The organism is Pseudomonas sp. SIMBA_068 (assembly GCF_046534705.1).
GTDB classification, from domain to species: Bacteria; Pseudomonadota; Gammaproteobacteria; order Pseudomonadales; family Pseudomonadaceae; genus Aquipseudomonas; species Aquipseudomonas putida.
In genome coordinates this window covers 452,949-476,495 of the sequence record NZ_JAWRYI010000003.1, presented here as the reverse complement: position 1 = coordinate 476,495, position 23,547 = coordinate 452,949, and the positions used below count along the sequence as shown (strand labels likewise).

Below are 23,547 nucleotides of genomic sequence, written 5' to 3'. Positions count from 1 at the left end.
AGGCAAGCCCAGCGAACCCGTCAGCGCGGCTCCATGTGGGCAATCATCAACTGCACACTTTCGTTGCCACGAAACTCGTTCACATCCAGCTTGTACGCCAGTTCGACCCAGCGCACGGTCGGGTTCGGCCACACTTCGCGGTCGACGCCAAAGGCAATGCCATCCAGTCGAACCGAACCACACTCGCTCTTGAGCACCACCTTCAGGTGCCGCTCGCCCACCACGCGCTGCTCCACCAGCTGGAACACGCCGTGGAACAGCGGCTCGGGGAAATGCTGGCCCCAAGGCCCGGCATGGCGCAGGGCCTTGGCCAGGTCGAGGTGGAATTCCTCCACGGCCAGGCTGCCATCGGACAACAGCCGGCCTGTCAGGTCTTCCTCACGCAGCTGGCGCCGCACTTCTTCGTCGAACGCCTCGGCAAAGGCCGGGAAATTACCCTCAGGCAACGATAAGCCCGCAGCCATGGCGTGGCCGCCGAACTTGCTGATCAGTTGCGGGTGACGCGCCGCCACGGCATCCAGTGCATCGCGGATGTGGAAGCCTGGTACCGAGCGCGCCGAACCTTTGAGCATGCCCTCGCCGGCATCAGCGAAGGCGATGGTTGGCCGGTGATAACGCTCTTTAAGGCGCGAAGCCAGAATACCGATCACACCCTGGTGCCAGTCGGCATCGAACAGGCACAGTCCATACGGCATCGACTCGACCGGCAGGTCCTTGAGCTGGGCCAGGGCCTCGCGCTGCATGCCCTGCTCGATGGACTTGCGGTCCTGGTTCAGGTCGTCCAGCTGCTGGGCCATGTCCTGGGCCAGTGCCGCGTCTTCGCACAGCAGGCATTCAATGCCCAGGCTCATGTCGTCCAGGCGACCGGCGGCGTTCAGCCGTGGGCCGAGGATGAAACCCAGGTCAGTCGAGGTGATGCGCCGGTGATCGCGGCGGGCCACTTCGAGAATCGCCTTCAGCCCTGGCCGGGCGCGGCCGGCGCGGATGCGCTCGAGACCCTGGTGCACCAGGATGCGGTTGTTGGCATCCAGCGGCACCACGTCGGCGACGCTGCCTAGCGCGACCAGGTCGAGCAGTTCGCCGATGTTCGGCTGTGGGTGCGTCTCGTAGCGCCCCAGGCTGCGCAGGCGCGCGCGCAGGGCCATCAGCACATAGAAGATCACCCCTACCCCGGCCAGCGCCTTGCTCGGGAACGTACAGCCCGGCTGGTTAGGGTTGATGATGGCGTCGGCATCGGGCAATTGCTGGCCCGGCAGGTGGTGGTCGGTGACCAGTACCTTGAGCCCGGCGGCCTTGGCTGCCGCCACACCCTCGACGCTGGAAATGCCGTTGTCCACGGTGATCAGCAGTTGCGGCTGACGCTGCAGTGCCACCTCGACGATTTCCGGGGTCAGGCCGTAGCCGTATTCGAAGCGGTTGGGCACCAGGTAATCGACGTGGGCTGCACCCATCAGGCGCAGGCCCAGCACCCCGACGGTGCTGGCGGTGGCGCCATCGGCATCGAAGTCGCCAACGATAAGAATGCGCTGGCGCTGGTCCAGCGCCTCGACCAGCAGGTCGACACCGGCCTCGATGCCCTTGAGCTGCTGGTACGGCAGCAGGCGCGCCAGGCTTTTGTCCAGTTCGGCCTCGGACTGCACGCCGCGCGCGGCGTACAGGCGGGTCAGCAAGGGTGGCAAGTTACCCAGAAATGGCAGGGTCGGCGGCAGGGGGCGAGGTTCGATGCGCATGGGTCGCTTCAGCCACGCTCACCAAGCAGCCACTGCAGTTGCACTTCGTGCTGGCCACGGTCATCCGTCACGAACACCGTGCCTTCGCTGATCATCACGTCCCACTTGATGCTGCGCGGCATGTCGGTGGCCAGCGTCTCCAGCACTTCCTGAGGCACGGCAGCGATGTTCAGGTTTTTCAGGTTCTTGACCGCGCCCACCACCTTGCCTTCCCACACACGCAGGCTGCCATAGGCCAGCAGGCTGGTGCGTTCGGTACGGCGCGAGCACCAGGTCAGGCGGTCGGCGTCTGGCTGGCCCACTTCGATCCAGTGCAACACGCGATCGTCCAGGCTCTTTTCCCACAGTGCCGGCTCATCGACATCCGACAGACCGCGGCCAAACGACAAGTTCTCGTTGTACCAGAGCGCATACGCCAACAGACGAACCGCCATACGCTCTTCGGTTTCCGAAGGGTGGCGAGCAATGGTCTGCTTGACGCTTTCGTAGACATTGCGATCAAGGTCGGTCAGATTCAATTCGAACTTGTAGGTGGTGGACGGCTGGGCCATGGTCGACGGGCTTCGTGCAAAAGAAAAGTGGCACAGTCTAACCCATCCGCACCTTCCATGCGCCGCAGCAGTACCCGGCGAAACCGACGTGTGATAAAACCACGGCTCTGCCCAGCTGCCACGGATGCCCCATGTCGACGCCCAGCAAACCCCTCGCCGGCCTCAAAGTTGTCGAACTTGGTACCCTCATTGCCGGGCCGTTCGCCTCGCGCATCTGTGCCGAATTCGGCGCCGAGGTGATCAAGGTCGAATCCCCCGATGGCGGCGACCCGTTGCGCAAGTGGCGCAAGCTGTACGAGGGCACTTCGCTGTGGTGGTTCGTGCAGGCGCGCAACAAGCAATCGCTCACCCTCAACCTCAAGCACCCCGAAGGCCTCGAGATTCTGAAGCGCCTACTGGCCGACGCCGACATCCTGATCGAGAACTTCCGCCCGGGCGTGCTGGAAAAACTCGGCTTGGGCTGGGATGTGCTGCATGCCCTTAACCCGCGCCTGGTAATGGTGCGCCTCTCGGGCTTTGGCCAGACCGGGCCGATGAAAGACCAACCGGGCTTCGGCGCGGTGGGCGAGTCGATGGGCGGTTTGCGCTACATCACCGGCTTCGACGACCGCCCGCCGGTACGCACGGGCATTTCCATCGGCGATTCGATCGCCGCCCTGTGGGGGGTGATCGGTGCGTTGATGGCGCTGCGCCACCGTGAGGTCAATGGCGGCCAGGGCCAGGTGGTGGACGTGGCGCTGTACGAAGCGATCTTCGCCATGATGGAAAGCATGGTCCCGGAGTTCGATGTGTTCGGTTTTATCCGCGAGCGCACCGGCAACATCATGCCGGGTATCACCCCCTCCTCCATCCACACCAGCGCCGACGGCAAGCACGTGCAGATCGGCGCCAACGGCGATGCGATCTTCAAGCGCTTCATGCAGGCCATCGGCCGTGCCGACCTGGCAGATGACCCGACCCTGGCCAGCAACGATGGCCGCGACCTGCGCCGTGACGAGCTGTACGGGGTGATCGACCGCTGGGCCAACAGCCTGCCTCTTGAGCAACTGATGCAGGTACTGACCACGGCCGAAGTACCGGCCAGCCGTATCTATTCGGCCGAGGACATGTTCAATGACCCGCAGTACCTGGCGCGGGAAATGTTCCTGCAGGCCAAGCTGCCGGACGGCAAGACGTTCCGCATGCCGGGCATCGTGCCGAAGCTGTCGGATACCCCTGGCTCCACCGAATGGGTCGGCCCGGCGCTGGGCGAACACACCGAGGCATTGCTCTCCCGCCTGGGCTACGACGCAGCGGCCATTGCCGGCCTGCGCGAAGCCGGCGCGGTCTGACGCCTGGCGCCGCCCTCGCCCATGCGCGCTACCCGCGGGCTACGCCACCTGATCCTGCTGTGCGGGCTACTGCCCGCATTGCTGCTACAGCCTGTCAGTGCCAAGGAACGCATGTTCTGGCTGGTGCGTGACCTGCCGCCGTTCACCATTTTTGCAGGCCCGGAAAAAGGCCAAGGGGTGATCGACCAGTTGTTGCCGCTGCTGATTGGGCAGATGCCCGAATACGACCACAGCATTGTGCGGGTCAACCGCGCCCGTGGCATCCAGATGCTGCAAGACCGCAACAGCTTCACCTGCGACCCTACCCTGCTATGGACCCCGGAACGTGCCGAATATGTGCGCTTTTCCATGCCATCGCTGGGCGTGCTCAGCGGTGGCCTGGTGCTGCGCAAGGAAAACCAGGCGCTGGTGGTGCCGTACCTCGACGGTCAGCAGGTAGACCTGCATGGTCTGCTGAGCAACGACTCGCTGAAGCTGGGGATTGTTGCAGAACGCAGCTACGGCACCCAGATCGACGCCATCCTGCGCCAGTTGCCCGACAGCGTGCTCAGCCGTCACTACGGCAACGATGCCACCGCCAACCTGCTACAGATGCAACAGCTGGGGCGCCTGCGCATGGTGCTCGGCTACTGGCCGGAAGTGCGCTATCTGATTCAGCAGCAAGGGGGGGCACTGGCGGATTACCAGTTTCATCCGGTGCAGGGGGTAGAGCGCTACCAGTTTCTGCATGTGGGTTGCACGGACAGCCCTTTGGGCCGCGAAGCGATCGCGCATATCGATCAGCTGTTACCTGCACTGCGCCGGGATGTTTTGCCGGCGTTGTATGCGCGTTGGCTGGATCCGGCGTTACAGGAAGACTATCTGGAAGACAGCAAACGCTTCTTCGAAGGCCAATAAGCCAACCGACATACACGGTCGCTGTAGGAGCAGCCTTGTGCTGCGAAGAGGCCCTCATGACAAACGACATTCTCAAGCTGCACTGGCCCTTTCGCAGCACAAGGCTGCTCCTGCAGGGAAATGTGCCTGCGCAGAAAAAAGAAACCCCGGACGCTGGGGAGGACGCCCGGGGCCAAGCGAAAGTCCTTGGGGACTTCCCGAGGCAGCCTTGCCAGCACCGGAGCAAAGCACTGGCTGGCTACCCTTACACTGTCTGATACACCACTCAGGCAAAGGTTCCCTGGGGTTGCTGACGCTGCTGCAGCGCCGCGATCACACAAGGCTGCAACCGCCCTTCGGCAATCTGCAAGTCACGGTGCAGGCCATCTACCAGATCGATCAACAGGCGTTGCTCTTGCAACTGACGCTCGCTGACCATGCGTCGCAAGGTAATACCGGCAACGCGGTCGTGAACGGTCAACTGACGATTGCCGCTGGCATCGGCGATGCCAAGCTGGGCCTGATAGGGAGTCAGGGCTTCGTTGAGCAGTTTGCAGATTCTTTCCATCCGGTTCACTCGCTGCGTGGTGGGATATAAAGGAACTGACCAACAGGCGCAGCGCAAAGTTCGTATGCCGCAGCTGTTTCATTGAGCATGCGGGGCAGACATGACAGTTTGAATACGCCGCCACGGGCGCTCGTGCAGCGCTTGCAGGGCACGCTGCAGGCGTGTCGTCGAAAGCGGCCAGGGGAGTTCGGCGAGTACCCAGAGGCCCCGCTTTCTTGCCTCCTGGGCAAGGTTCTGGTGCTTGGGGGTAGCCTGACCGACGAACAGCAACGCTCGTGATCGATGCTGCCGTGCGAGCAAAGAAAGGCCGGCCCGGGTTGGCATGGCGTGGTCGAGAATCAGCAGGTCGGGGCGACGTTCAGCAGCCAGGCAAGCGTCCAGGTCGGTGGCGTTTGCGCTGATGCGCACGTTGAAAATGCCTTGGGCGTTGAGGGCCTGGTGCAGGAGGATCTGGTGGGACGGGCGAGCCTGGTGGATCAACACGTAGGGCTGGTGCATATGCCGCTCCTGGTGGGAGGACCGGCTAATTTAGGCTTGGCGCTGGACGGGCCGAAGAGGAAATTTCTGAAGGATCAAAGGAAAAGGCTGACATGTGGGGCCGCTTTGCGGCCCCACATGGCAACGCGCTTACAACGGTTTGCCGCGGTTGCCGTGCTGGCTGACAAAGCCCTGCACTGCTTTCAGGTCATTGGCCAGCACCGTGCAACGCTCTTCACGGCTGAACAGGTCACTGAGGTGCGCCGGCAGCTCCAGCGCCTTGCCTACACCCGCCTTTTCCACCGCTTCCGGGAACTTGACCGGGTGCGCGGTACCCAGCACCACCATTGGCGTGTCCAGGCTACGACGGCACTCGCGGGCAGCCTTGACGCCAATCGCGGTGTGCGGGTCGAGCACTTCACCGGTGGCAGCGAAGACTTCGGCAATGGTCTCGCAGGTCTGTTCGTCACTGACGGCCAGCGAGTCGAACAGTTTGCGGGCTTCGGTCCAGCGGCCTTGCTCGACGCTGAAGCCGCCACCTTGCTTGAAGTTGTCCATCAGCTCGGCAATGGAGGCGCCGTTGCGGCCGTGCAGGTCGAACAGCAGGCGCTCGAAGTTGGACGAGACCATGATGTCCATCGACGGCGACAGGGTCGCGTGCAGGGTGTCCTTGACGTACTGGTTGCCGCTCATGAAGCGGTGCAGGATGTCGTTGCGGTTGGTGGCGACGATCAGCTGGCTGATCGGCAGGCCCATGTTGCGCGCCAGGTAACCGGCGAAGATGTCGCCGAAGTTGCCGGTTGGTACCGAGAACGCCACCGAACGTGCCGGGCCGCCCAGCTGCAGGGCTGCGTGGAAGTAGTAGACGATCTGGGCCATGATGCGCGCCCAGTTGATCGAGTTGACTGCCACCAGGCGGGTGCCCTTGAGGAACGACTGGTCGGCGAAGCTGGCCTTGACCATTTCCTGGCAGTCGTCGAAGTTGCCTTCGATGGCGATGTTGTGGATGTTGTCCCCGAAGATGGTGGTCATCTGGCGGCGCTGCACTTCCGACACGCGCTGGTGCGGGTGCAGGATGAAGATGTCGACGTTGTCGCAACGGCGGCAGCCTTCGATGGCGGCGGAACCGGTGTCACCGCTGGTGGCGCCAATGATCACCACGCGCTCGTTGCGCTTGGCCAGCACGTGGTCGAGCAGGCGGCCGAGCAGTTGCAGGGCGAAGTCCTTGAACGCCAAGGTCGGGCCGTGGAACAGCTCCAGCACCCACTCGTTGCTGTTCAGCTGACGCAGCGGGGCGACCGCAGCGTGGGCGAACTCGCCGTAGGTTTCTTCGAGGATCTTCTTGAAATCGGCGTCGGCGATGCTGCCTTCAACGAACGGGCGCATCACGCGGAAGGCCAGCTCGTGGTATGGCAGGCCAGCCCAGGAAGCGATTTCTTCCTGGGTGAAGCGTGGCAGGTTTTCTGGCACGTACAGGCCGCCGTCACTGGCCAGGCCAGCCAGCAACACGTCTTCGAAATTCAGGGCCGGTGCCTGGCCGCGGGTACTGATATAGCGCATGGGTGCAAACCTTCGATGCTGGGGCCGGGGCCGCGCTGGCGGCCCGACGGCAATAATTTTGTCAGTTGAGCTGTTCGACGCGGATACGCACGACCTTGCCGATCACGTCCTGCAGGGCTTCCAGGGCGACGATGGCGTCGTTGATGCTCTGTTCGACCACACCATGGGTCAGGAGGATCATCGGCACCAGGCCGTCCTGCTCCTCGGCTTCCTTCTGCATGATCGACTCGATGTTGATGCCACGCTCCGACAGGATGCTGGCCACCTGGGCAAGTACGCCCGGGTGATCCTTGGCCTGGATGCGCAGGTAGTAGGCGCTTTCGCAGGCTTCGATCGGCAGGATCGGATGGGCCGACAGCGAGTCTGGCTGGAAGGCCAGGTGCGGTACGCGGTTTTCCGGGTCGGAGGTCATGGCACGGACCACGTCGACCAGGTCGCCCACCACCGACGAAGCAGTAGGCTCCATGCCGGCGCCCGCACCGTAGTACAGGGTGGAACCGGCGGCGTCACCGTTGACCATGACAGCGTTCATCACGCCGTTGACGTTGGCGATGAGGCGGTCGGCCGGGATCAGCGTCGGGTGCACACGCAGCTCGATGCCTTCGGCGGTGCGACGCGCCACGCCCAGGTGCTTGATGCGGTAGCCCAGGGCCTCGGCATAGTTCACGTCAGCAGTGGTCAGCTGGGTAATGCCTTCGGTGTAGGCCTTGTCGAACTGCAGCGGAATGCCAAAAGCGATCGACGCCAGGATGGTCAGCTTGTGCGCGGCGTCGATGCCCTCGACGTCGAAGGTCGGGTCGGCTTCGGCGTAACCCAGCGCCTGGGCTTCGGCCAGCACGTCCGGGAAGGCACGGCCCTTCTCACGCATTTCGGTGAGGATGAAGTTGCCGGTGCCGTTGATGATGCCGGCCAGCCAGTTGATGCGGTTGGCCGACAGGCCTTCGCGGATGGCCTTGATCACCGGGATGCCGCCCGCCACGGCCGCTTCGAAGGCGACGATCACGCCCTTCTCGCGGGCCTTGGCAAAGATTTCGTTACCGTGCACGGCAATCAGCGCCTTGTTGGCGGTGACCACGTGCTTGCCGTTTTCGATGGCCTTGAGCACCAGGTCGCGGGCGATGGTGTAGCCACCGATCAGCTCGATGACAATATCGATCTCCGGGTTGCTCGCAACTTCGAACACGTCAGCGGTAATGGGGGTACCGGTAATCTGGCAGTTCGGGTTCTGCGAGCGCATGGCGATCTGTGCCACTTCAATACCGCGCCCGGCACGGCGGGCAATCTCCTCGGCGTTGCGCTGAAGTACATTGAAGGTTCCGCCACCGACGGTCCCCAACCCACAGATGCCTACTTTGACCGGTTTCACTGTGAACTCCCCATTGAACGGCCGACACCTTCGCCGACCGTGAAACATGCCGTCACCCCATGACGACGGCGTACTGAATTGGATTACTTGGCAAGTGCCAGCTTGGCGACTTGCGGTGCCGGCTGGTAGCCCGGAATGACCTGGCCGCTTTCAAGGACGATGGCCGGCGTGCCATTGACACCGATCGACTGCCCCAACTGGAACTGCTTGCCGACCGGGTTGGCGCACTTGGCGGCCTTGATCTCTTCACCTTCGACCATCTTGTCCATCGCCCCACGGCGATCGCTGGAGCACCACACAGCCTGCAACTGCTGGTCACCCGGCGAGCCCAGCCCCTGGCGCGGGAAGGCGACATAGCGCACTTCGATACCGCGACGGTTCAGCTCGGGCACTTCGGCGTGCAGCTTGTGGCAATACGGGCAGGTGGTGTCGGTGAACACGGTGATGTGCGACTTGGTCTCGCCCTTGGCAGGATAAACCACCATCTCGGCCGCTGGAATGCCGTTGATGAGCTTGGCGACGCCCATACGCTCGGTTTTCTCGGTGAGGTTGACCGGCTTGCCGTCCTGGATCTGGAACAGGTAGCCCTGCATCACGAACTGGCCGTCGGCGCTGGCGTACAGCACGCGGCCGCCCTGCAGCTTGACTTCATACAGGCCGTTCAGCGGGCTGCTGGCCACGCTTTCGACGGGCACTTCCAGCTCGAGGTTCTGCAGCGATTTGCGGATGGCCTGCTCGGCGACGGCGTTGCTATCGGTTGCCGCGGCAACAGCGAAGGTACTGGCCAGCGCCAACGCGGCGGCGGCGAAAAACTGGGTCACGCGCATGGGAACTCCTGAAGGCGGACAGGGACCGGAGGGCGCCACCTGCGGAAAAGACGCGGTGGCCGTGCGGCCCTTGGTGCAAACCGCCCAAGCCTACCACATCACACCACCGGTGAAGGGCCTTGCAAGGACCAGTCGGCGGAACATGAAAAACATTCATCCACGCGGGTGGTGCTGCGCGTGCAACTGCTGCAGGCGGGCCTTGGCAACGTGGGTGTAAATCTGGGTGGTCGAAAGGTCGCTGTGACCAAGCAGCATCTGCACCACGCGCAGGTCGGCGCCATGGTTGAGCAGGTGGGTGGCGAACGCGTGGCGCAGCGTGTGCGGCGACAGCGATTTGTCGATACCTGCCACCCGGGCATGGTGCTTGATGCGGTGCCAGAAGGTCTGGCGGGTCATCTGCTCGCCGCGCTGGCTGGGGAACAGCACATCGCTGGGGCGGCCATTGAGCAACTCGGCACGGCCATTGCGCTGGTAGCGTTCCAGCCACACCACTGCCTCCTCGCCCATGGGCACCAGGCGCTCCTTGCTGCCCTTGCCCATCACCCGCAGCACACCCTGGCGCAGGTTGACCTGGTCGAGGGTCAGGCTGACCAGCTCGGTGACGCGCAGGCCGCACGCATACAGCACTTCGAGCATGGCGCGGTCGCGCTGGCCGATGGCTTCGCCCAGGTCCGGGGCCTGCAGCAAGGCTTCAACGTCGGCTTCGGACAACGACTTGGGCAGCGGCTTGCCCAGTTGCGGCATGTCGACCTGCAGGGTCGGGTCTACCGCCACCAGCTTTTCCCGCAGCAGATAGCGGAAGAAACCGCGCAGGCCGGACAGGAAGCGCGCCGTGGAGCGTGGCTTGTAACCTTGATCGAGGCGCCAGGCCAGGTGGTCGAGGATCAGGTCACGGCCAGCGTCGGGCAGGGAAACCGAATGTTCCTGCAACCAGCCGTTGAACAATGCCAGATCGCTGCGGTAGGACACGCGGGTGTTGTCGGACAGGCCTTTTTCAAGCCACAGGGCGTCGAGAAACTGGTCGATCAGGGGGTGGTCGAGGGCGGGCATGAAGACTCGGTGGCAAACGGCGAATTGGCGCTTAGTCTTTCATAACACTGCAGGCATAGGGAGCCCGTATGAACGAACAGCAGATTCTTCTCAGCGTCGGTGGTATCGGTGCCGCTGCGCTTGCCTGCCAATGGCTGGCCTGGCGCCTGAAACTACCAGCGATTCTGTTTCTGCTGCTGGCCGGGATCATCGCGGGGCCGGCACTGGGCTGGCTCGACCCCGAGGCGCTGTTCGGCCCGTTGCTGATGCCGCTGGTGTCGCTGGCCGTGGCGCTGATCCTGTTCGAAGGCAGCCTGACCCTGCACCTGTCGCAGTGGCGCGAGATCGGCAGCGTGGTGCATCGCCTGGTCACCGTGGGCGCATTGGTCACCTGGCTGGTGATCGCCCTGGCGACCCACTGGTTGCTCGGGTTCGACTGGCCGCTGTCTATCCTGTTCGGCACCTTGACCCTGGTGACCGGCCCCACGGTAATCGTGCCCATGTTGCGTGTGGTGCGGCCAAAGTCGACCATCGCCAATATCCTGCGCTGGGAAGGGATCATGATCGACCCGGTCGGCGCGCTGCTCGCCGTGGTGGTGTACAGCTTCATCATCGCCAGCGCCGACGGCAACGGCCTGAGCCACAGCCTGACCACCTTTGCCGGGGTGATTTTTTGCGGCACTGCCCTGGGCGCGGCCGGTGGGTGGCTGCTGGGGCAGATCATGCGCGAGCAGTGGCTACCGGAGTATCTGCACAACCTGGCCTCGCTGGCGGCTGTGCTGGGTATTTTCATCGCCGCCAACCAGATAATGCACGAGTCCGGGTTGCTGGCGGTGACCGTGATGGGGATGTGGCTGGCCAACATGCGCGGGGTCGATGTGCGGCAAATCCTGCACTTCAAGGAAAACCTCAGCGTGCTGCTGATTTCCGGTCTGTTCATCCTGCTGGCTGCGCGCCTTGACCTGCATGCCCTGCTGGGGCTCGGCCCGGCAGTATTGGCATTGCTGCTGGTGATCCAGTTGCTGGCACGCCCGCTCAACGTATGGCTGGCCACACTAGGCTCGGCACTCAGCTGGCGGGAGCGCACGCTGCTGGCGTGGATCGCGCCACGCGGTATCGTTGCCGCGGCCGTTTCGGCGATTTTCGCCATCCGCCTGCACCAGGCCGGCCACGAGGACGCCTTGCTGCTGGTACCGCTCACCTTCGCAGTGATCATCGGCACGGTGGTACTGCAAAGCGCCACGGCCAGGCCGCTGGCGCGCCTGCTGAAGGTCGCCGAACCGGCACCCAGCGGGTTTCTCATCGTCGGTGCCAACGGGCCGGCCCGGGCCATCGCCAAAGCCCTGCAACAATTGGGCTGCCGGGTTTTACTGACGGATTCCAGCTGGGAAAACATTCGCGCCGCGCGCATGGACGGGCTACCGACTTATTTTGGCAACCCCGCCTCGCAGCATGCCGACGCCCACCTGGACCTGGTCGGGCTCGGGCACTTGCTTGGCCTCTCCCCCGCCGGCGAAATCAATGCCCTGGCCTGCGCCAGGTTCCGCCATGATTTCGGCCACGGCCGGCTGTTCGTGCTGGCAAGCGGCCTGGAGAAACAACGCAGCGACAAGCATCGGGCGGCCGAGGAGCACCGCGGGCACTTGCTGGGGGCCAGCTCGATGACGTATCTGCAACTGGCCAACCGCTTGCATCAGGGCGCCGAGCTGTACAGCACCAACCTGACCGAAGGCTTTGATTGGGACGCCTACCAGGCCCTGCACGGCGAGCGTGCGCACTTGCTGTTTGCTCGCGACGGGCATGGCTGGGTGCATGTAGCCAGCCCCGACAACCCGTTACAGCCGCAACCGGGGTGGACCTTGGTGGCACTGATCGAACCAGCGCCGCAAGCATGATACTCAGGCGCCTGGCAGCACCGGCACCGGGCGTTTGTCTTCATCAATGGCGACGAAGCTGAAGACACCGTGAATCGCCCGCTCGCGGCCGTCCAGGTACATGTTCTCGACAAACACGTCCACCTGCACCTGCAGGCTGGTATTGCCGACCTTGATCACCGAGCCCACCAATTCGACGATCGAGCCCGCCGGGATCGGGTGCTTGAAGTCGATGCGGTCAGTGGACACGGTCACCAGCGGCAGGCGACAGAAGCGCGTGGCGGCAATGAACGACACTTCGTCCATCCAGGCCAGGGCGGTGCCGCCAAACAGGGTGTTGTGGTGGTTGGTGGTGTTGGGGAACACCGCCTTGGTCACGCGGGTCACCGACAACTCGGTGCGGCGCTGGATTTCCTGGTCTCGGGTAGTCATGGCAATCACATCTTCGGGGGTTCAAAACGCAAAAAAGCAGCCCGAAGGCTGCTTTTTTCTCGCTAGGCGGCCTTGGCCACCGGGCAAACTGTCCTCAGGACAGTTTTTCCTTGATGCGAGCGGCTTTGCCGGACAGGTCGCGCAGGTAGTACAGCTTGGCTTTACGCACGTCACCACGACGTTTCACGGCCAGGCTGTCGATTTGCGGGCTGTAGGTCTGGAAGGTACGCTCAACACCAACGCCGCTCGAGATCTTGCGCACGGTGAAGGCGCTGTTCAGACCACGGTTACGCTTGGCGATAACAACGCCTTCGAACGCCTGCAGACGGGAACGCTCACCTTCCTTCACTTTAACCTGAACGACAACGGTGTCGCCTGGTGCGAAGGTCGGGATTTCCTTGCTCATCTGCTCTGCTTCGAGCTGCTGGATGATTTTGTTAGTCATGCTGTGCTCCTAAGGTGGACAAACGTGATCCACCATCGATACGTTAACTATCGTTCCGCTCGCGGAGGTATTCCTCGAGCAGCTTTTTCTCTTCTCCAGAAAGTGAGCGACTTTCCAGAAGATCGGCACGTCGTTCGAAGGTCCTACCAAGGGACTGCTTCATCCGCCATCGCCGGATATGTGCATGGTTGCCACTTAGCAACACGTCGGGAACACGCTGATCCGCATACACCTCAGGTCGGGTGTAGTGCGGGCAATCCAGCAAGCCATCGGTGAAGGAATCTTCCTCCGCCGAGCCTACATGCCCTAAAGCTCCGGGCAGCAGCCGCGTAACCGCATCGATCAGTACCATGGCCGGTAGCTCACCACCGGAAAGCACATAGTCGCCAATCGACCACTCTTCATCGACATAAGCATCAATAAAACGCTCGTCAATGCCTTCATAACGGCCGGCGATCAGGATCAAAGATTCCTGTTCGGCCAAGCCTTTGACCGCTTGCTGATCCAGCTTGCGGCCTTGTGGCGAAAGATAGATTACCTTTGCCGTTGCTCCGGTCGCTTGCCTGGCACTGGCCAGCGCATCTTCCAGAGGCTTGATCTTCATCACCATCCCCGGACCACCGCCAAAAGGCCGATCATCCACCGTGTGGTGGCGATCACTGGTGTAGTCCCGCGGATTCCAGCAAGTGACTTGCAACAAGCCCTGCTTCACCGCGCGGCTGGTAATGCCGTACTCCGTAATGGCCGAGAACATCTCGGGGAACAACGTGATGACTTCTACGCGAAGGTTACCCATCAGTTAGAAATCCGCGTCCCATTCGACCCGCATCACACCGGCTTCAAGGTCGACTGCCAGCACACATTGCGCCGTATAGGGCAACAAGCGCTCACGGTCATCCAGGCTGCCTGCGCAAGGCTTGACCACCATTACATCGTTCGCGCCGGTCTCCAACAGGTGATCAACCGTGCCGAACAGCTGTTCGTCCTGGTTGATGACTTTCAGACCGACCAACTGGTACCAGTAGTACTCGTCGTCCGTCAGGTTGGGCAAAAGGCTGCGCGAGATGCAAATCTCGTAACCGCTCAGAAGACGCGCTTCGTCACGATCGTCGAGCCCTTTGAGCTTGGCGACCAGCTCCTTTTTATTGGAACGGCCACTGACCAGCTCGACCTGCTTGACCGACCCTTCGCGCCGAAGCGTCCAGTTACGGTAATCCAACAGGTTTTCAATCGGATCGGTAAAGGAATACACCTTCACCTCGCCGCGAACGCCGTGAACCGAAAAAATCTTGCCAACGACGATGAGGTCGTCAGCCTTTTCTGGCGTCGCGTTCATACGGTTCAGGCAGCAGCCTTGGCCGCTTCCTTCAGCAGCTGAGCAACACGCTCAGACGGCTGTGCGCCGATGCTCAGCCAGTGAGCAACGCGGTCTTGTTTAACGGACAGACGAACTTCCTGACCACGAGCGATAGGGTTGAAGAAGCCAACCTGTTCGATGTGGGAGCCGTCACGCGGGTTACGCGAGTCGGTTACGGTCAGTTGGTAAAACGGGCGCTTTTTGGAGCCGCCACGGGCAAGACGAATGGTAAGCATTGAACATCGTTCCTGTAGTCGGTGCTGCAAATCATGATGCACAGCGGGCACACGGGTGCCCGAAAGGCCGCACATTCTCAAGGAATATACGGACATTTGCAAATGCCTTTTTACTTCAAATAAAACGGCCAGCCTGCTGATCTGCTATTAAGCCGCCTCATCATAGGGGCGGCGGTGTTCCCGCCGAAGCGGGTTCCGGTCAGTGGCGGGGTTGCCGCCACTGGCCTGAATCTGTTTACAGCTTGGGCATGCCGCCGCCGGGCATCATGCCGCCAAGGCCGCGCATCATCTTGGCCATGCCGCCTTTGGCAGAAAATTTCTTCATCATCTTCTGCATTTGCTTGTGCTGCTTGATCAGCCGGCCGATGTCCTGCACCTGGGTGCCGGAGCCAAGGGCGATACGGCGCTTGCGCGAACCGCTGATCAGGTCAGGGTCGCGGCGCTCGGCCGGGGTCATTGAGTTGATGATCGCTTCCATCTGCTTGAACTGCTTCTCGGCCGCGCCCTGGGCATTGCCCATCTGCGACAGGTTGACCCCGCCGATGCTCGGCAGCTTGTCCATCAGGCCGCCCAGGCCGCCCATGTTCTTCATCTGTTGCAGCTGGTCGCGGAAGTCTTCGAGGTCGAAGCCCTTGCCCTTCTTCAGCTTCTTGGCCAGCTTGTCGGCCTTGGCCTTGTCGATGGTCTGCTCGGCCTGCTCGATCAGGCTGAGCACGTCGCCCATGCCGAGGATGCGCGAAGCGACGCGGTCGGGGTGGAACGGCTCGAGGGCCTCGGTCTTCTCACCCATACCGATGAACTTGATCGGCTTGCCAGTGATGGCACGCACCGACAGTGCAGCACCGCCACGGGCGTCACCGTCAACCTTGGTGAGGACCACGCCGGTCAGCGGCAGGGCCTCGCCAAAGGCCTTGGCAGTGTTGGCGGCGTCCTGGCCGGTCATGGCGTCGACCACGAACAGGGTCTCGATCGGCTTGACCGCAGCGTGCAGCGCCTTGATCTCGTCCATCATGTCGGCGTCGATGTGCAGACGGCCGGCGGTGTCGACGATGACCACATCGATGAACTTCAGCTTGGCTTCGCGGATGGCCGCTTCGGCAATGGCCACAGGCTTCTGGCTGATGTCGGACGGGAAGAAGGTGACGCCGATGTCGTTGGCCAGGGTTTCCAGCTGCTTGATCGCCGCCGGGCGGTAGACGTCAGCGGATACCACCATCACGGTCTTTTTCTTGCGCTCTTTAAGGAAGCGCGCCAGCTTGCCGGCGGTGGTGGTCTTACCCGCGCCCTGCAGGCCGGCCATCAGTACCACGGCAGGCGGTGCGGCATTGAGCGCGAGGTCTTCGTTGGCCGCGCCCATCAGGCTTTCCAGCTCGGCCTGGACGATCTTCACGAACGCCTGGCCCGGGGTCAGGCTGCGCGACACTTCGGTGCCGACCGCACGTTCCTTGACGCTATTGACGAAATCCTTGACCACCGGCAGGGCAACGTCGGCCTCGAGCAGGGCCATGCGCACTTCGCGCAGCGTGTCCTTGATGTTGTCTTCGGTCAGCTTGGCCTTGCCGGTGACATGGCGCAGCGTCTGTGACAGGCGGTCGGTCAGGTTTTCGAACATGGTGATCCTTTCAGGCCCAGTAAAAGCCGAGGTTTGTCAGGCACCCTGGGGGAAATACACACCCGCCGGGCACAGCAAGGCGGCGATTATAGCGAAGTGCGGCGGCGGCGCACACCTTGGGAGATATTCGGTGGCTGCACTGCCCCCTTCGCGGGCATGCCCGCTCCCACAGGATTTCAACCCTGTTGCGGACCTGCGCCTTACCTGTGGGAGCGGGCGAGCCCGCGAATGCCCTGACGCAAGCCTTCAGTCTTCCTTGATCAGCGGAATCTATGCCAAACTCCGTCTCTTTAAGGCTCGCCAACCAGGACTTATGGTCTCCTCTCCCAGCCTCATCCCCAACCTGATCGCTGCCGGCCTATATATAGCGGCGGCCATCTACCAGGGCTCGCACCTGGCCCAGGGCCGCAAGTCCGACAAGCGCCTGCTCGCCCTGCTGGGTACCTTCGCGGTGCTCGCCCAGGCCGGTGCGCTGTACTTCCAGCTGATCACCCCGCTGGGCCTGAGCCTGGACTTCTTCAGCGCCGCCAGCCTGATCGCCGTGGCCGTCATCGGCCTGACCCTGCTGGCCTGCCTGCGCATACCGGTCGAAAACCTGCTGGTGTTGCTGTTCCCGCTGGGCGCGGTGACGGCGCTGCTGGCGCAGTTCGCGCCGCCTGGCACCGTGCCGCTGATCAACGAAGAGCCCGGCATCCTCGCGCATATCCTGCTGTCGATCCTGGCGTACGGGCTGTTCACCATCGCGGTGTTCCAGTCGCTGCTGCTGCTGCTGCAGGACCGCCAGCTGAAGAACAAGCACCCCTCCGGGCTGATTCGCAACTTCCCGCCCCTGCAAACCATGGAAAGCCTGCTGTTCGGCTTCCTCTGGGCCGGCTGGTGCCTGCTGTCGCTGTCGCTGATCTCCGGCTGGCTGTTCCTCGACAACCTGTTTGCCCAGCACCTGGTACACAAGACCTTGCTGGCCTGTGTCGCCTGGGTGGTTTTCAGCGTACTGCTGTGGGGCCGCACCCGCCTGGGCTGGCGTGGTCACAAGGCCATCCGCTGGACGCTGGCCGGTTTCTGCCTGCTGATGCTGGCCTATTTCGGCAGCAAGCTGGTTCGCGAATTCATCCTGCATATCTGACGGCCGCTCATGGACACACTGCCGTACGCACCGCTACTCGGCACCCTGGCACTGGCGCTGCTGTGGTCGGCGCTGTTCACCACGGTGGATGCCGCCCGCCTGCTGCTCAATGGCTCGCTGCGCACCCTTGATGACGGCCAGCCCTTGCTCCCGGCCCAGGCACTGGTGCTGTGCGCCAGTTTGGGCAAGCTGCTGGTGCTGGGCCTCGCCTGCCTGATAGGCCAGCGCCATAGCGGCGAGCACGGCTTCTGGCTGGCAGGGCTGGCCGCCACCCTCACATTGCTGGTGTTTGCCGAGTACGTGCCGCGGCGCCTGGCCCGGCGTAACCCGCACGCCTGCGTCAGCCTCGGTAGCAGCCTGCTTAAAGTGCCCCTCGCCCTCCTGCAGCCGCTGGCCTGCCTGCTGGACGGTTTCGCCAAGCTGCTCCTGCGCCCGTTCCGCGTGCAGCCTACGGCCGTGGCCCTGCACCCGCAGGAAGCCGATGATTTCGACGAAGACGAGGAGCACGAACCACCTCGCCATGGCCTGCTCGACGGCCTGCAGTCGCTGGACAAAATCACCGTCAACGACATCCTGGTACCGCGCAACGAAGTGGACGGCATCAACCTCGACGAGCCGATCGAGCGCATCATCGAGCAGTTGATCGTCAGCCGCCACACCCGCCTGCCGGTCTACCACAACGACATCAATCAGGTAGAAGCAATCCTCAACACCAAGCTGATCAGCCACCTGCTGCCCAAGGGCGACCTGACCCTGGAGGCACTGCACGGTGCCTGCTACGAACCCTATTTCGTGCCAGAAAGCACGCCCCTGCAAATGCAGCTGCTGAACTTCCACAAGCAGCAGCGCCGGCTGGGTGTGGTAGTGGACGAGTACGGCGAGGTGCAGGGCATCGTCACCCTGGAAGACATCCTCGAAGAGATCGTTGGCGAGTTCGAGGACGAACAGAGCCTGGAAAACCCCCACGTACACCCGCAGCCCGATGGCACCTTCGTCATCGACGGCAACGCCTCGCTGCGCGAAATCAACCGCACCCTGGGCTGGCACCTGCCCTGCGACGGCGGGCCGAAAACCCTCAACGGGCTGGTTACCGAAGCACTGGAAAGCATCCCGGAAAGTGCCGTTTGCCTGAAGATCGGCCGCTATCGCCTGGAAATCCTCGAAACAGAGGACAATTGTGCCAGTAAGGTACTGGTGTGGACCGTGACCCGATAGCTATACTCGGGTCACGCTTACCCAGCCCCGCCGTCACGCCTGCTACCCGCACCCGGCGTTCCACGGCCAGTCCGCTCCACTGACACGCCCCGCGGTCCTGCTTCAACACCCCGAACAGTGCCCGCCCCGCCCCTATCCCCCCCGGGCTATCGTCAGTCGGGCGCACACAACAATAAAACGCTCCGGCGTCCGCGCAACCGTGCCTGCCCTTTCGCTCAGCACACCGCGCGGGCCATGCCCATGGAGCCGGACCAGACTGTTAGGGACCTACTTAATGACAAGCAGCACCTACGCCGAAGCGCCTGCCGCGCCGGTCAACTCGCCCGCGCGGGTAGCCACCGCCAGCTTCATCGGCACCGCCATCGAGTTCTACGACTTCTACGTGTACGCCACTGCTGCTGCCCTGGTGATCGGCCCGGTATTCTTCCCATCCGGGTCGGGCACCGCGCAAATGCTGGCAGCCTTCCTCACCTTCGGCATCGCCTTCCTCGCTCGCCCGCTGGGTTCGGCGTTGTTCGGCCACTTTGGCGACCGTATCGGCCGCAAATCGACCTTGGTTGCCTCGCTGCTGCTGATGGGTGTCTCCACCACCGCCATCGGCGTATTGCCGGGCTATGACAGCATTGGCGTGTGGGCGCCGATCATCCTGTGCCTGCTGCGCTTTGGCCAAGGCCTGGGCCTGGGCGGTGAATGGGGTGGCGCGGCGCTGCTGGCTACCGAGAACGCCCCCGAAGGCAAGCGCGCCTGGTTCGGCATGTTCCCCCAGTTGGGCCCTTCGATCGGCTTTTTGGCCGCCAACGGCCTGTTCCTGAGCCTGGCCCTGACGCTCAGCGACGAGCAGTTCCGTGAATGGGGCTGGCGTATTCCGTTCCTGCTCAGTGCGGCGCTGGTGCTGGTGGGCCTGTATGTGCGCCTGAAACTTGAAGAAAGCCCGGTCTTCGCCAAGGCTGTCGCCCGCCACGAGCGGGTGAAAATGCCAGTGGTCGAGCTGTTTTCCAGCTACTGGCTGCCCACCCTGCTGGGCGCTGCGGCGATGGTGGTGTGCTACGCGCTGTTCTATATCTCCACAGTGTTCTCGCTGAGCTACGGCGTGACCACGTTGGGCTACAGCCGCGAGACGTTCCTGGGCCTGCTGTGCTTCGCGGTGGTGTTCATGGCCCTGGCCACGCCGCTGTCGGCCTGGCTCAGCGACCGTTACGGGCGCAAGCCGGTGCTGATCGTCGGCGGCCTGCTGGCCGTAGCTTCGGGCTTTGCCATGGAGCCACTGCTGACTTCGGGATCGACGACGGGTGTGGCGCTGTTCCTGGCCATCGAGCTGTTCCTGATGGGTGTGACCTTTGCGCCGATGGGGGCACTGCTGCCCGAGCTGTTCCCGACTCATGTGCGTTATACCGGGGCTTCGGCGGCGTATAACCTGGGCGGGATTGTCGGGGCCTCGGCGGCACCGTTCTTCGCCCAGAAGCTGGTGAGCATGGGCGGGTTGAGCTGGGTGGGGGGCTATGTGTCGGCTGCGGCGGTGATCAGCCTGATTGCGGTGCTGTGCCTGAAAGAGACCCGTAATACCGAGCTGTAAGCAATGGGGGCCGCGTTGCGCCCCATTCGCAGCACAAGGCTGCTCCTACAGGGACGTGCGTTGCCGTTGTAGGAGCAGCCTTGTGCTGCGAATGGGCCGCAACGCGGCCCCCTGCGGTTTCGAATCAGAACTCGACCTTTACCGCCTGCGAAGCGCGGGTCGCCTTGGCCCGCGCCAACTCGACCGACTCATCACGCGCCAGGCACACGCCCATGCGGCGGGTGCCGTTGATTTCCGGCTTGCCGAACAGGCGAATGGCGGTATCCGGTTCGCTCAGCGCTGCGCCCAGGTTGGCGAAGCTGGTCTGCTGCGACTGCCCTTCTGGCAGGATCACCGCCGAGGCCGACGGGCCAAACTGGCGCACCACCGGAATCGGCAGGCCGAGAATGGCACGGGCATGCAGGGCGAACTGCGACAGGTCCTGGGAAATCAGGGTGACCAGGCCGGTGTCATGCGGGCGCGGCGACACTTCGCTGAACCACACCTGGTCGCCCTTCACGAACAGTTCCACGCCAAACAGGCCACGACCGCCCAGGGCATCGGTAACAGCCTTGGCCACGCGCTGCGACTCGGCCAGCGCTTTCGAGCTCATGGCCTGCGGCTGCCACGACTCCTGATAGTCGCCCTTTTCCTGGCGGTGGCCAACCGGCTCCAGGAAGGTGGTACCGCCGACGTGGCGCACGGTCAGCAGGGTGATTTCGTATTCAAAGTCGATAAAGCCCTCGACGATCACCCGGCCCTTGCCGGCGCGGCCGCCTTCCTGGGCGTAGTCCCACGACTTCTGCAGGTCGGCGTCGCTGCGCAGCAGGCTCTGGCCTTTGCCAGACGAACTCATCACCGGCTTGACCACGCATGGGTAACCGACATCGGCCACGGCCTTGGCGTAGTCTTCATAGGTGTCGGCGAAGTGATACGGCGAGGTTGGCAGGTCCAGCTCTTCGGCGGCCAGACGGCGGATGCCTTCACGGTTCATGGTCAGCTGCGTGGCGCGGGCTGTCGGCACCACGTTGAAACCTTCGTTTTCCAGCTCAACCAGGGTGGCGGTGGCGATGGCTTCGATTTCCGGGACGATATAATGCGGCTTCTCGGCCTCGATCACCGCGCGCAGGGCAACGCCATCGAGCATGTTGACCACGTGGCTGCGGTGCGCCACTTGCATGGCCGGGGCATTGGCGTAGCGGTCGACGGCGATCACTTCGACGCCCAGGCGCTGCAGCTCGATCACCACTTCCTTGCCCAACTCGCCACAGCCGCACAGCAGTACACGGGTCGCGGTGGGCGACAAGGGGGTTCCGATACGGGTCATTTCAGGTCCTCGAAGGCGTCCGGGGCCGCGCCAGGCTATGCGCCGCCCGCTGAAAAAGGACCGCTATTCTACACCATCAACCGGCGACGGCAGCCCGTCGGGCGCGAAATGCCATGGCCAGCCACACGGCAGTGACGCCGGCGAACTTCGACGCCATGGCGGTGCCGATCACTGCCGGGGTCAGGGCGCCGATCATGCCGAAAAAGATGAAGGTATCCACCGGGATGCTCAGCGCCGAGCTCAGCCACAGGCGGTCGCGCAACGGCCGGCGGGTGATGCTGAACACCAGCCAGTCGATCAGCTCGGAAATGAAGAACGCGGTGGCGCTGGCCAGGGCGATGGCCGGTTCCGAGGTGACATAGGACAGCACCAGGGCCACCAGCATGGCAACCAGCGCACCATGGCCGAAGCGGGTCTGCACCATGTCGCGCAGGATGAACACCAGGCCGCCCCAGGCGGACCAGATGATGTCCAGGTGCGGCGCGCTGGAAAAGGCGTAGTTGATCAGCACTACGCTGCTGATGTAGGCAATCAGATAGAACATGGCGGGTAGTCTATGGGCAAGCCGTACAGATTACCGCTGGCGCCCTCGACAGGCAACGCCGCTCCTACAGGATGAGGCCGGCCTCTACTGCCCGTTCATGGCACAGCTTCAGCACCGCCCGGCGCTCATCGTTGTCCATCCGCCCCCAGCGGCCAATCTCCGCCACGGTACGCTGGCAGCCCGTGCAGATATCCTGCTCGTCCAGCGCGCAAATGCTTACGCACGGCGAAGCCACCGGCCGCTCTACCACCTTACTCATCATCAACCACCAGCTCCTGCGCATAACGCTGGGCATTTTGCACGTAATGCGCGGCACTGGCTTCAAGCATGCGCTTCTGCTGCTCGGTCAATTCACGTACGACCTTGCCGGGCGAGCCGACCACCAGCGAACCGTCGGGGATTTCCTTGCCCTCGGCGATCAGTGCATTGGCGCCGATGATGCAGTGCTTGCCAATGCGCGCGCCATTGAGGATCACGGCATTGATACCGACCAGGCTGTAGTCGCCCACCGTGCAGCCATGCAGCATGGCGTTGTGACCAACGGTGACGCCCTTGCCCAGGGTCAGCGGCGAGCCCATGTCGGTGTGCATCACCGTGCCATCCTGCACGTTGCTGCCTTCGCCGATATCGATCAGCTCGTTATCCCCGCGCAGCACCGCGCCAAACCACACACTGGCATTGGCCTGCAGGCGCACGTTGCCGATCAGCGTGGCGTTGGGTGCGGCCCAACTGGTGGGGTGGCTTTCGACCCGCAGGTCGCCCAGGCGGTATTTCATGCATGCTCCTCAGGCTGGAACGCAGACGGCGGGGTAGGCCCCGCTCAGTTTTCGATATAACGCTCAGGGGGCTGGTGCAGGCTGATGCCGGCATCGAACAGCACGTTGACCAGTTCGACGATCATGATCGCCGACAACCCCCAGATCTTGTATTCGCCATAGCGGTAGCTGGGCACGTACCAGCTGCGCCCCTGATAATCGATACGGTGGGTATGATCACGCGGGTCCTGGCGGAAGAATTCCAGCGGCACGGTGAATACTGCCGCGATTTCGGCATCGTTGGCGCGGTATTCGACGAAGTCGGGAATAAGCCCGACGAATGGCGTCACTTTAAGGCCATGCAGCGAAATCAGCGGGCTCAGCGGGCCTATCACTTCCACCAGCCCAGGCGGCAGGCCGATTTCTTCTTCGGCTTCACGCAGGGCGGTAAACACCAGGTCCGGGTCTTCCGGGTCGCGTCGGCCACCGGGAAAGGCCACTTCGCCACCATGGGTGGACAGGCCCTTGGCGCGCAGGGTCAGGACCAGTTCGGGCGCTTCGCTGCGGGTGATGGGCAAAAGGACCGCCGCTTCGGGGAACCGCCGGTCGGTTTCCAGTGATGCGGGTTGGTGATTGCTCATTCGGCGAAGTAGCTCGTCCAGCATTGCGCACGCTCGTATCCAAGGCCTGCCTTGCATGATGCACCAAAGCCGCGAAGCACCCAAGCCCCCGCGCTTGCGGCGGCCCTGCCGGCGCGCCA

Annotated in this window: 25 protein-coding genes; 6 read left to right on the top strand and 19 right to left on the bottom strand. The window is 63.2% G+C overall.

Annotation, left to right across the window (positions count from 1 at the left end; translation table 11 throughout):
- Positions 1 to 20: 20 nt before the first annotated feature.
- Positions 21 to 1,730: a single-stranded-DNA-specific exonuclease RecJ gene (recJ, locus tag SB756_RS11275; RefSeq protein ID WP_341797726.1), complete on the bottom strand. Its 1,710-nt coding sequence runs from the start codon at positions 1,728 to 1,730 to the stop codon at positions 21 to 23.
- An 8-nt stretch (positions 1,731 to 1,738) separates the two neighbouring features.
- On the bottom strand, positions 1,739 to 2,281 hold the full coding sequence (locus SB756_RS11270; RefSeq protein ID WP_016485154.1) for a YaeQ family protein: 543 nt from the start codon (positions 2,279 to 2,281) through the stop codon (positions 1,739 to 1,741).
- A gap of 131 nt (positions 2,282 to 2,412) precedes the next feature.
- Between SB756_RS11270 and SB756_RS11265 the strand changes: the two genes are divergently transcribed.
- Both SB756_RS11265 and SB756_RS11260 read left to right on the top strand, forming a co-directional pair.
- Positions 2,413 to 3,612, top strand: coding sequence for a CaiB/BaiF CoA transferase family protein (locus SB756_RS11265; RefSeq protein ID WP_341797725.1), 1,200 nt, complete (start codon positions 2,413 to 2,415; stop codon positions 3,610 to 3,612).
- Positions 3,613 to 3,633: 21 nt separating this feature from the next.
- Positions 3,634 to 4,509 (top strand): TIGR02285 family protein, encoded by an 876-nt coding sequence (locus SB756_RS11260; RefSeq protein WP_410910836.1) that lies wholly within the window; start codon positions 3,634 to 3,636, stop codon positions 4,507 to 4,509.
- 265 nt (positions 4,510 to 4,774) lie between these two features.
- Here SB756_RS11260 and SB756_RS11255 read toward each other — a convergent pair whose 3' ends face one another.
- The 6 genes from SB756_RS11255 to xerD form a co-directional block, all read right to left on the bottom strand.
- Complete coding sequence (locus SB756_RS11255; RefSeq protein ID WP_016501222.1) at positions 4,775 to 5,056, bottom strand: DUF3509 domain-containing protein; 282 nt, start codon at positions 5,054 to 5,056, stop codon at positions 4,775 to 4,777.
- A gap of 78 nt (positions 5,057 to 5,134) precedes the next feature.
- Positions 5,135 to 5,554, bottom strand: a complete 420-nt coding sequence (locus SB756_RS11250) for a histidine kinase (RefSeq protein WP_341797723.1) — start codon at positions 5,552 to 5,554, stop codon at positions 5,135 to 5,137.
- A 129-nt stretch (positions 5,555 to 5,683) separates the two neighbouring features.
- Positions 5,684 to 7,093 (bottom strand): threonine synthase, encoded by a 1,410-nt coding sequence (thrC, locus tag SB756_RS11245; protein ID WP_016501224.1) that lies wholly within the window; start codon positions 7,091 to 7,093, stop codon positions 5,684 to 5,686.
- A gap of 61 nt (positions 7,094 to 7,154) precedes the next feature.
- Entirely contained in the window at positions 7,155 to 8,459 is a 1,305-nt protein-coding gene (locus SB756_RS11240) for a homoserine dehydrogenase (RefSeq protein ID WP_016501225.1), read from the bottom strand.
- Between the two features lie 83 nt (positions 8,460 to 8,542).
- Positions 8,543 to 9,286: a thioredoxin fold domain-containing protein gene (locus tag SB756_RS11235; RefSeq protein WP_016501226.1), complete on the bottom strand. Its 744-nt coding sequence runs from the start codon at positions 9,284 to 9,286 to the stop codon at positions 8,543 to 8,545.
- A 153-nt stretch (positions 9,287 to 9,439) separates the two neighbouring features.
- The gene (xerD, locus tag SB756_RS11230; protein WP_016501227.1) at positions 9,440 to 10,336 is read right to left on the bottom strand and encodes a site-specific tyrosine recombinase XerD; all 897 of its coding nucleotides are present in this window, start codon (positions 10,334 to 10,336) and stop codon (positions 9,440 to 9,442) included.
- Positions 10,337 to 10,404: 68 nt separating this feature from the next.
- On the opposite strand from xerD, the gene SB756_RS11225 reads away from it, so the two are divergent.
- On the top strand, positions 10,405 to 12,210 hold the full coding sequence (locus SB756_RS11225) for a cation:proton antiporter (RefSeq protein WP_410910835.1): 1,806 nt from the start codon (positions 10,405 to 10,407) through the stop codon (positions 12,208 to 12,210).
- 3 nt (positions 12,211 to 12,213) lie between these two features.
- On the opposite strand, the gene SB756_RS11220 is transcribed toward SB756_RS11225, so the two are convergent.
- The 6 genes from SB756_RS11220 to ffh form a co-directional block, all read right to left on the bottom strand.
- On the bottom strand, positions 12,214 to 12,621 hold the full coding sequence (locus SB756_RS11220) for an acyl-CoA thioesterase (protein WP_016501229.1): 408 nt from the start codon (positions 12,619 to 12,621) through the stop codon (positions 12,214 to 12,216).
- Positions 12,622 to 12,715: 94 nt separating this feature from the next.
- On the bottom strand, positions 12,716 to 13,066 hold the full coding sequence (gene rplS, locus SB756_RS11215) for a 50S ribosomal protein L19 (protein WP_003252148.1): 351 nt from the start codon (positions 13,064 to 13,066) through the stop codon (positions 12,716 to 12,718).
- A 43-nt stretch (positions 13,067 to 13,109) separates the two neighbouring features.
- The gene (gene trmD, locus SB756_RS11210) at positions 13,110 to 13,862 is read right to left on the bottom strand and encodes a tRNA (guanosine(37)-N1)-methyltransferase TrmD (RefSeq protein WP_049275611.1); all 753 of its coding nucleotides are present in this window, start codon (positions 13,860 to 13,862) and stop codon (positions 13,110 to 13,112) included.
- A gap of 3 nt (positions 13,863 to 13,865) precedes the next feature.
- The gene (gene rimM / locus SB756_RS11205) at positions 13,866 to 14,402 is read right to left on the bottom strand and encodes a ribosome maturation factor RimM (protein ID WP_016501231.1); all 537 of its coding nucleotides are present in this window, start codon (positions 14,400 to 14,402) and stop codon (positions 13,866 to 13,868) included.
- A 5-nt stretch (positions 14,403 to 14,407) separates the two neighbouring features.
- Positions 14,408 to 14,659: a 30S ribosomal protein S16 gene (gene rpsP, locus SB756_RS11200; protein WP_016501232.1), complete on the bottom strand. Its 252-nt coding sequence runs from the start codon at positions 14,657 to 14,659 to the stop codon at positions 14,408 to 14,410.
- A gap of 235 nt (positions 14,660 to 14,894) precedes the next feature.
- Positions 14,895 to 16,271, bottom strand: a complete 1,377-nt coding sequence (ffh, locus tag SB756_RS11195; protein WP_016501233.1) for a signal recognition particle protein — start codon at positions 16,269 to 16,271, stop codon at positions 14,895 to 14,897.
- Positions 16,272 to 16,584: 313 nt separating this feature from the next.
- On the opposite strand from ffh, the gene SB756_RS11190 reads away from it, so the two are divergent.
- The 3 genes from SB756_RS11190 (at position 16,585) to SB756_RS11180 (ending at position 20,182) form a co-directional block, all read left to right on the top strand.
- Complete coding sequence (locus SB756_RS11190; RefSeq protein ID WP_016501234.1) at positions 16,585 to 17,394, top strand: inner membrane protein YpjD; 810 nt, start codon at positions 16,585 to 16,587, stop codon at positions 17,392 to 17,394.
- Between the two features lie 9 nt (positions 17,395 to 17,403).
- Positions 17,404 to 18,609, top strand: a complete 1,206-nt coding sequence (locus SB756_RS11185) for a transporter associated domain-containing protein (protein ID WP_341797720.1) — start codon at positions 17,404 to 17,406, stop codon at positions 18,607 to 18,609.
- A 274-nt stretch (positions 18,610 to 18,883) separates the two neighbouring features.
- A complete protein-coding gene (locus tag SB756_RS11180; RefSeq protein ID WP_341797719.1) occupies positions 18,884 to 20,182 on the top strand; it encodes an MFS transporter in 1,299 nt (432 codons plus the stop codon).
- Between the two features lie 124 nt (positions 20,183 to 20,306).
- Here SB756_RS11180 and purT read toward each other — a convergent pair whose 3' ends face one another.
- From purT to SB756_RS11155, 5 genes are all read right to left on the bottom strand, one after another.
- Positions 20,307 to 21,488 carry a formate-dependent phosphoribosylglycinamide formyltransferase gene (gene purT, locus SB756_RS11175; protein ID WP_114942019.1) on the bottom strand — a complete coding sequence of 394 codons (1,182 nt, stop codon included), beginning with the start codon at positions 21,486 to 21,488 and terminating at the stop codon, positions 20,307 to 20,309.
- 76 nt (positions 21,489 to 21,564) lie between these two features.
- The gene (locus tag SB756_RS11170; RefSeq protein ID WP_010952556.1) at positions 21,565 to 22,032 is read right to left on the bottom strand and encodes a VUT family protein; all 468 of its coding nucleotides are present in this window, start codon (positions 22,030 to 22,032) and stop codon (positions 21,565 to 21,567) included.
- A 64-nt stretch (positions 22,033 to 22,096) separates the two neighbouring features.
- Positions 22,097 to 22,294: a DUF1289 domain-containing protein gene (locus SB756_RS11165; protein WP_341797718.1), complete on the bottom strand. Its 198-nt coding sequence runs from the start codon at positions 22,292 to 22,294 to the stop codon at positions 22,097 to 22,099.
- The gene (locus SB756_RS11160) at positions 22,284 to 22,808 is read right to left on the bottom strand and encodes a gamma carbonic anhydrase family protein (protein WP_341797717.1); all 525 of its coding nucleotides are present in this window, start codon (positions 22,806 to 22,808) and stop codon (positions 22,284 to 22,286) included. Before SB756_RS11160 ends, SB756_RS11165 begins: the two co-directional genes overlap by 11 nt.
- A gap of 44 nt (positions 22,809 to 22,852) precedes the next feature.
- Positions 22,853 to 23,452 carry a CoA pyrophosphatase gene (locus SB756_RS11155; protein WP_016501240.1) on the bottom strand — a complete coding sequence of 200 codons (600 nt, stop codon included), beginning with the start codon at positions 23,450 to 23,452 and terminating at the stop codon, positions 22,853 to 22,855.
- Positions 23,453 to 23,547 lie beyond the last annotated feature (95 nt).

Coding starts and splice junctions, on each gene's coding strand:
- recJ (WP_341797726.1), bottom strand. CDS start 1,730: ATGCGCATCGAACCTCGCCCCCTGCCGCCGACCCTGCCATTTCTGGGT.
- SB756_RS11270 (WP_016485154.1), bottom strand. CDS start 2,281: ATGGCCCAGCCGTCCACCACCTACAAGTTCGAATTGAATCTGACCGAC.
- SB756_RS11265 (WP_341797725.1), top strand. CDS start 2,413: ATGTCGACGCCCAGCAAACCCCTCGCCGGCCTCAAAGTTGTCGAACTT.
- SB756_RS11260 (WP_410910836.1), top strand. CDS start 3,634: ATGCGCGCTACCCGCGGGCTACGCCACCTGATCCTGCTGTGCGGGCTA.
- SB756_RS11255 (WP_016501222.1), bottom strand. CDS start 5,056: ATGGAAAGAATCTGCAAACTGCTCAACGAAGCCCTGACTCCCTATCAG.
- SB756_RS11250 (WP_341797723.1), bottom strand. CDS start 5,554: ATGCACCAGCCCTACGTGTTGATCCACCAGGCTCGCCCGTCCCACCAG.
- thrC (WP_016501224.1), bottom strand. CDS start 7,093: ATGCGCTATATCAGTACCCGCGGCCAGGCACCGGCCCTGAATTTCGAA.
- SB756_RS11235 (WP_016501226.1), bottom strand. CDS start 9,286: ATGCGCGTGACCCAGTTTTTCGCCGCCGCCGCGTTGGCGCTGGCCAGT.
- xerD (WP_016501227.1), bottom strand. CDS start 10,336: ATGCCCGCCCTCGACCACCCCCTGATCGACCAGTTTCTCGACGCCCTG.
- SB756_RS11225 (WP_410910835.1), top strand. CDS start 10,405: ATGAACGAACAGCAGATTCTTCTCAGCGTCGGTGGTATCGGTGCCGCT.
- SB756_RS11220 (WP_016501229.1), bottom strand. CDS start 12,621: ATGACTACCCGAGACCAGGAAATCCAGCGCCGCACCGAGTTGTCGGTG.
- rplS (WP_003252148.1), bottom strand. CDS start 13,066: ATGACTAACAAAATCATCCAGCAGCTCGAAGCAGAGCAGATGAGCAAG.
- trmD (WP_049275611.1), bottom strand. CDS start 13,862: ATGGGTAACCTTCGCGTAGAAGTCATCACGTTGTTCCCCGAGATGTTC.
- rimM (WP_016501231.1), bottom strand. CDS start 14,402: ATGAACGCGACGCCAGAAAAGGCTGACGACCTCATCGTCGTTGGCAAG.
- rpsP (WP_016501232.1), bottom strand. CDS start 14,659: ATGCTTACCATTCGTCTTGCCCGTGGCGGCTCCAAAAAGCGCCCGTTT.
- ffh (WP_016501233.1), bottom strand. CDS start 16,271: ATGTTCGAAAACCTGACCGACCGCCTGTCACAGACGCTGCGCCATGTC.
- SB756_RS11190 (WP_016501234.1), top strand. CDS start 16,585: ATGGTCTCCTCTCCCAGCCTCATCCCCAACCTGATCGCTGCCGGCCTA.
- SB756_RS11185 (WP_341797720.1), top strand. CDS start 17,404: ATGGACACACTGCCGTACGCACCGCTACTCGGCACCCTGGCACTGGCG.
- SB756_RS11180 (WP_341797719.1), top strand. CDS start 18,884: ATGACAAGCAGCACCTACGCCGAAGCGCCTGCCGCGCCGGTCAACTCG.
- purT (WP_114942019.1), bottom strand. CDS start 21,488: ATGACCCGTATCGGAACCCCCTTGTCGCCCACCGCGACCCGTGTACTG.
- SB756_RS11170 (WP_010952556.1), bottom strand. CDS start 22,032: ATGTTCTATCTGATTGCCTACATCAGCAGCGTAGTGCTGATCAACTAC.
- SB756_RS11165 (WP_341797718.1), bottom strand. CDS start 22,294: ATGATGAGTAAGGTGGTAGAGCGGCCGGTGGCTTCGCCGTGCGTAAGC.
- SB756_RS11160 (WP_341797717.1), bottom strand. CDS start 22,808: ATGAAATACCGCCTGGGCGACCTGCGGGTCGAAAGCCACCCCACCAGT.
- SB756_RS11155 (WP_016501240.1), bottom strand. CDS start 23,452: ATGCTGGACGAGCTACTTCGCCGAATGAGCAATCACCAACCCGCATCA.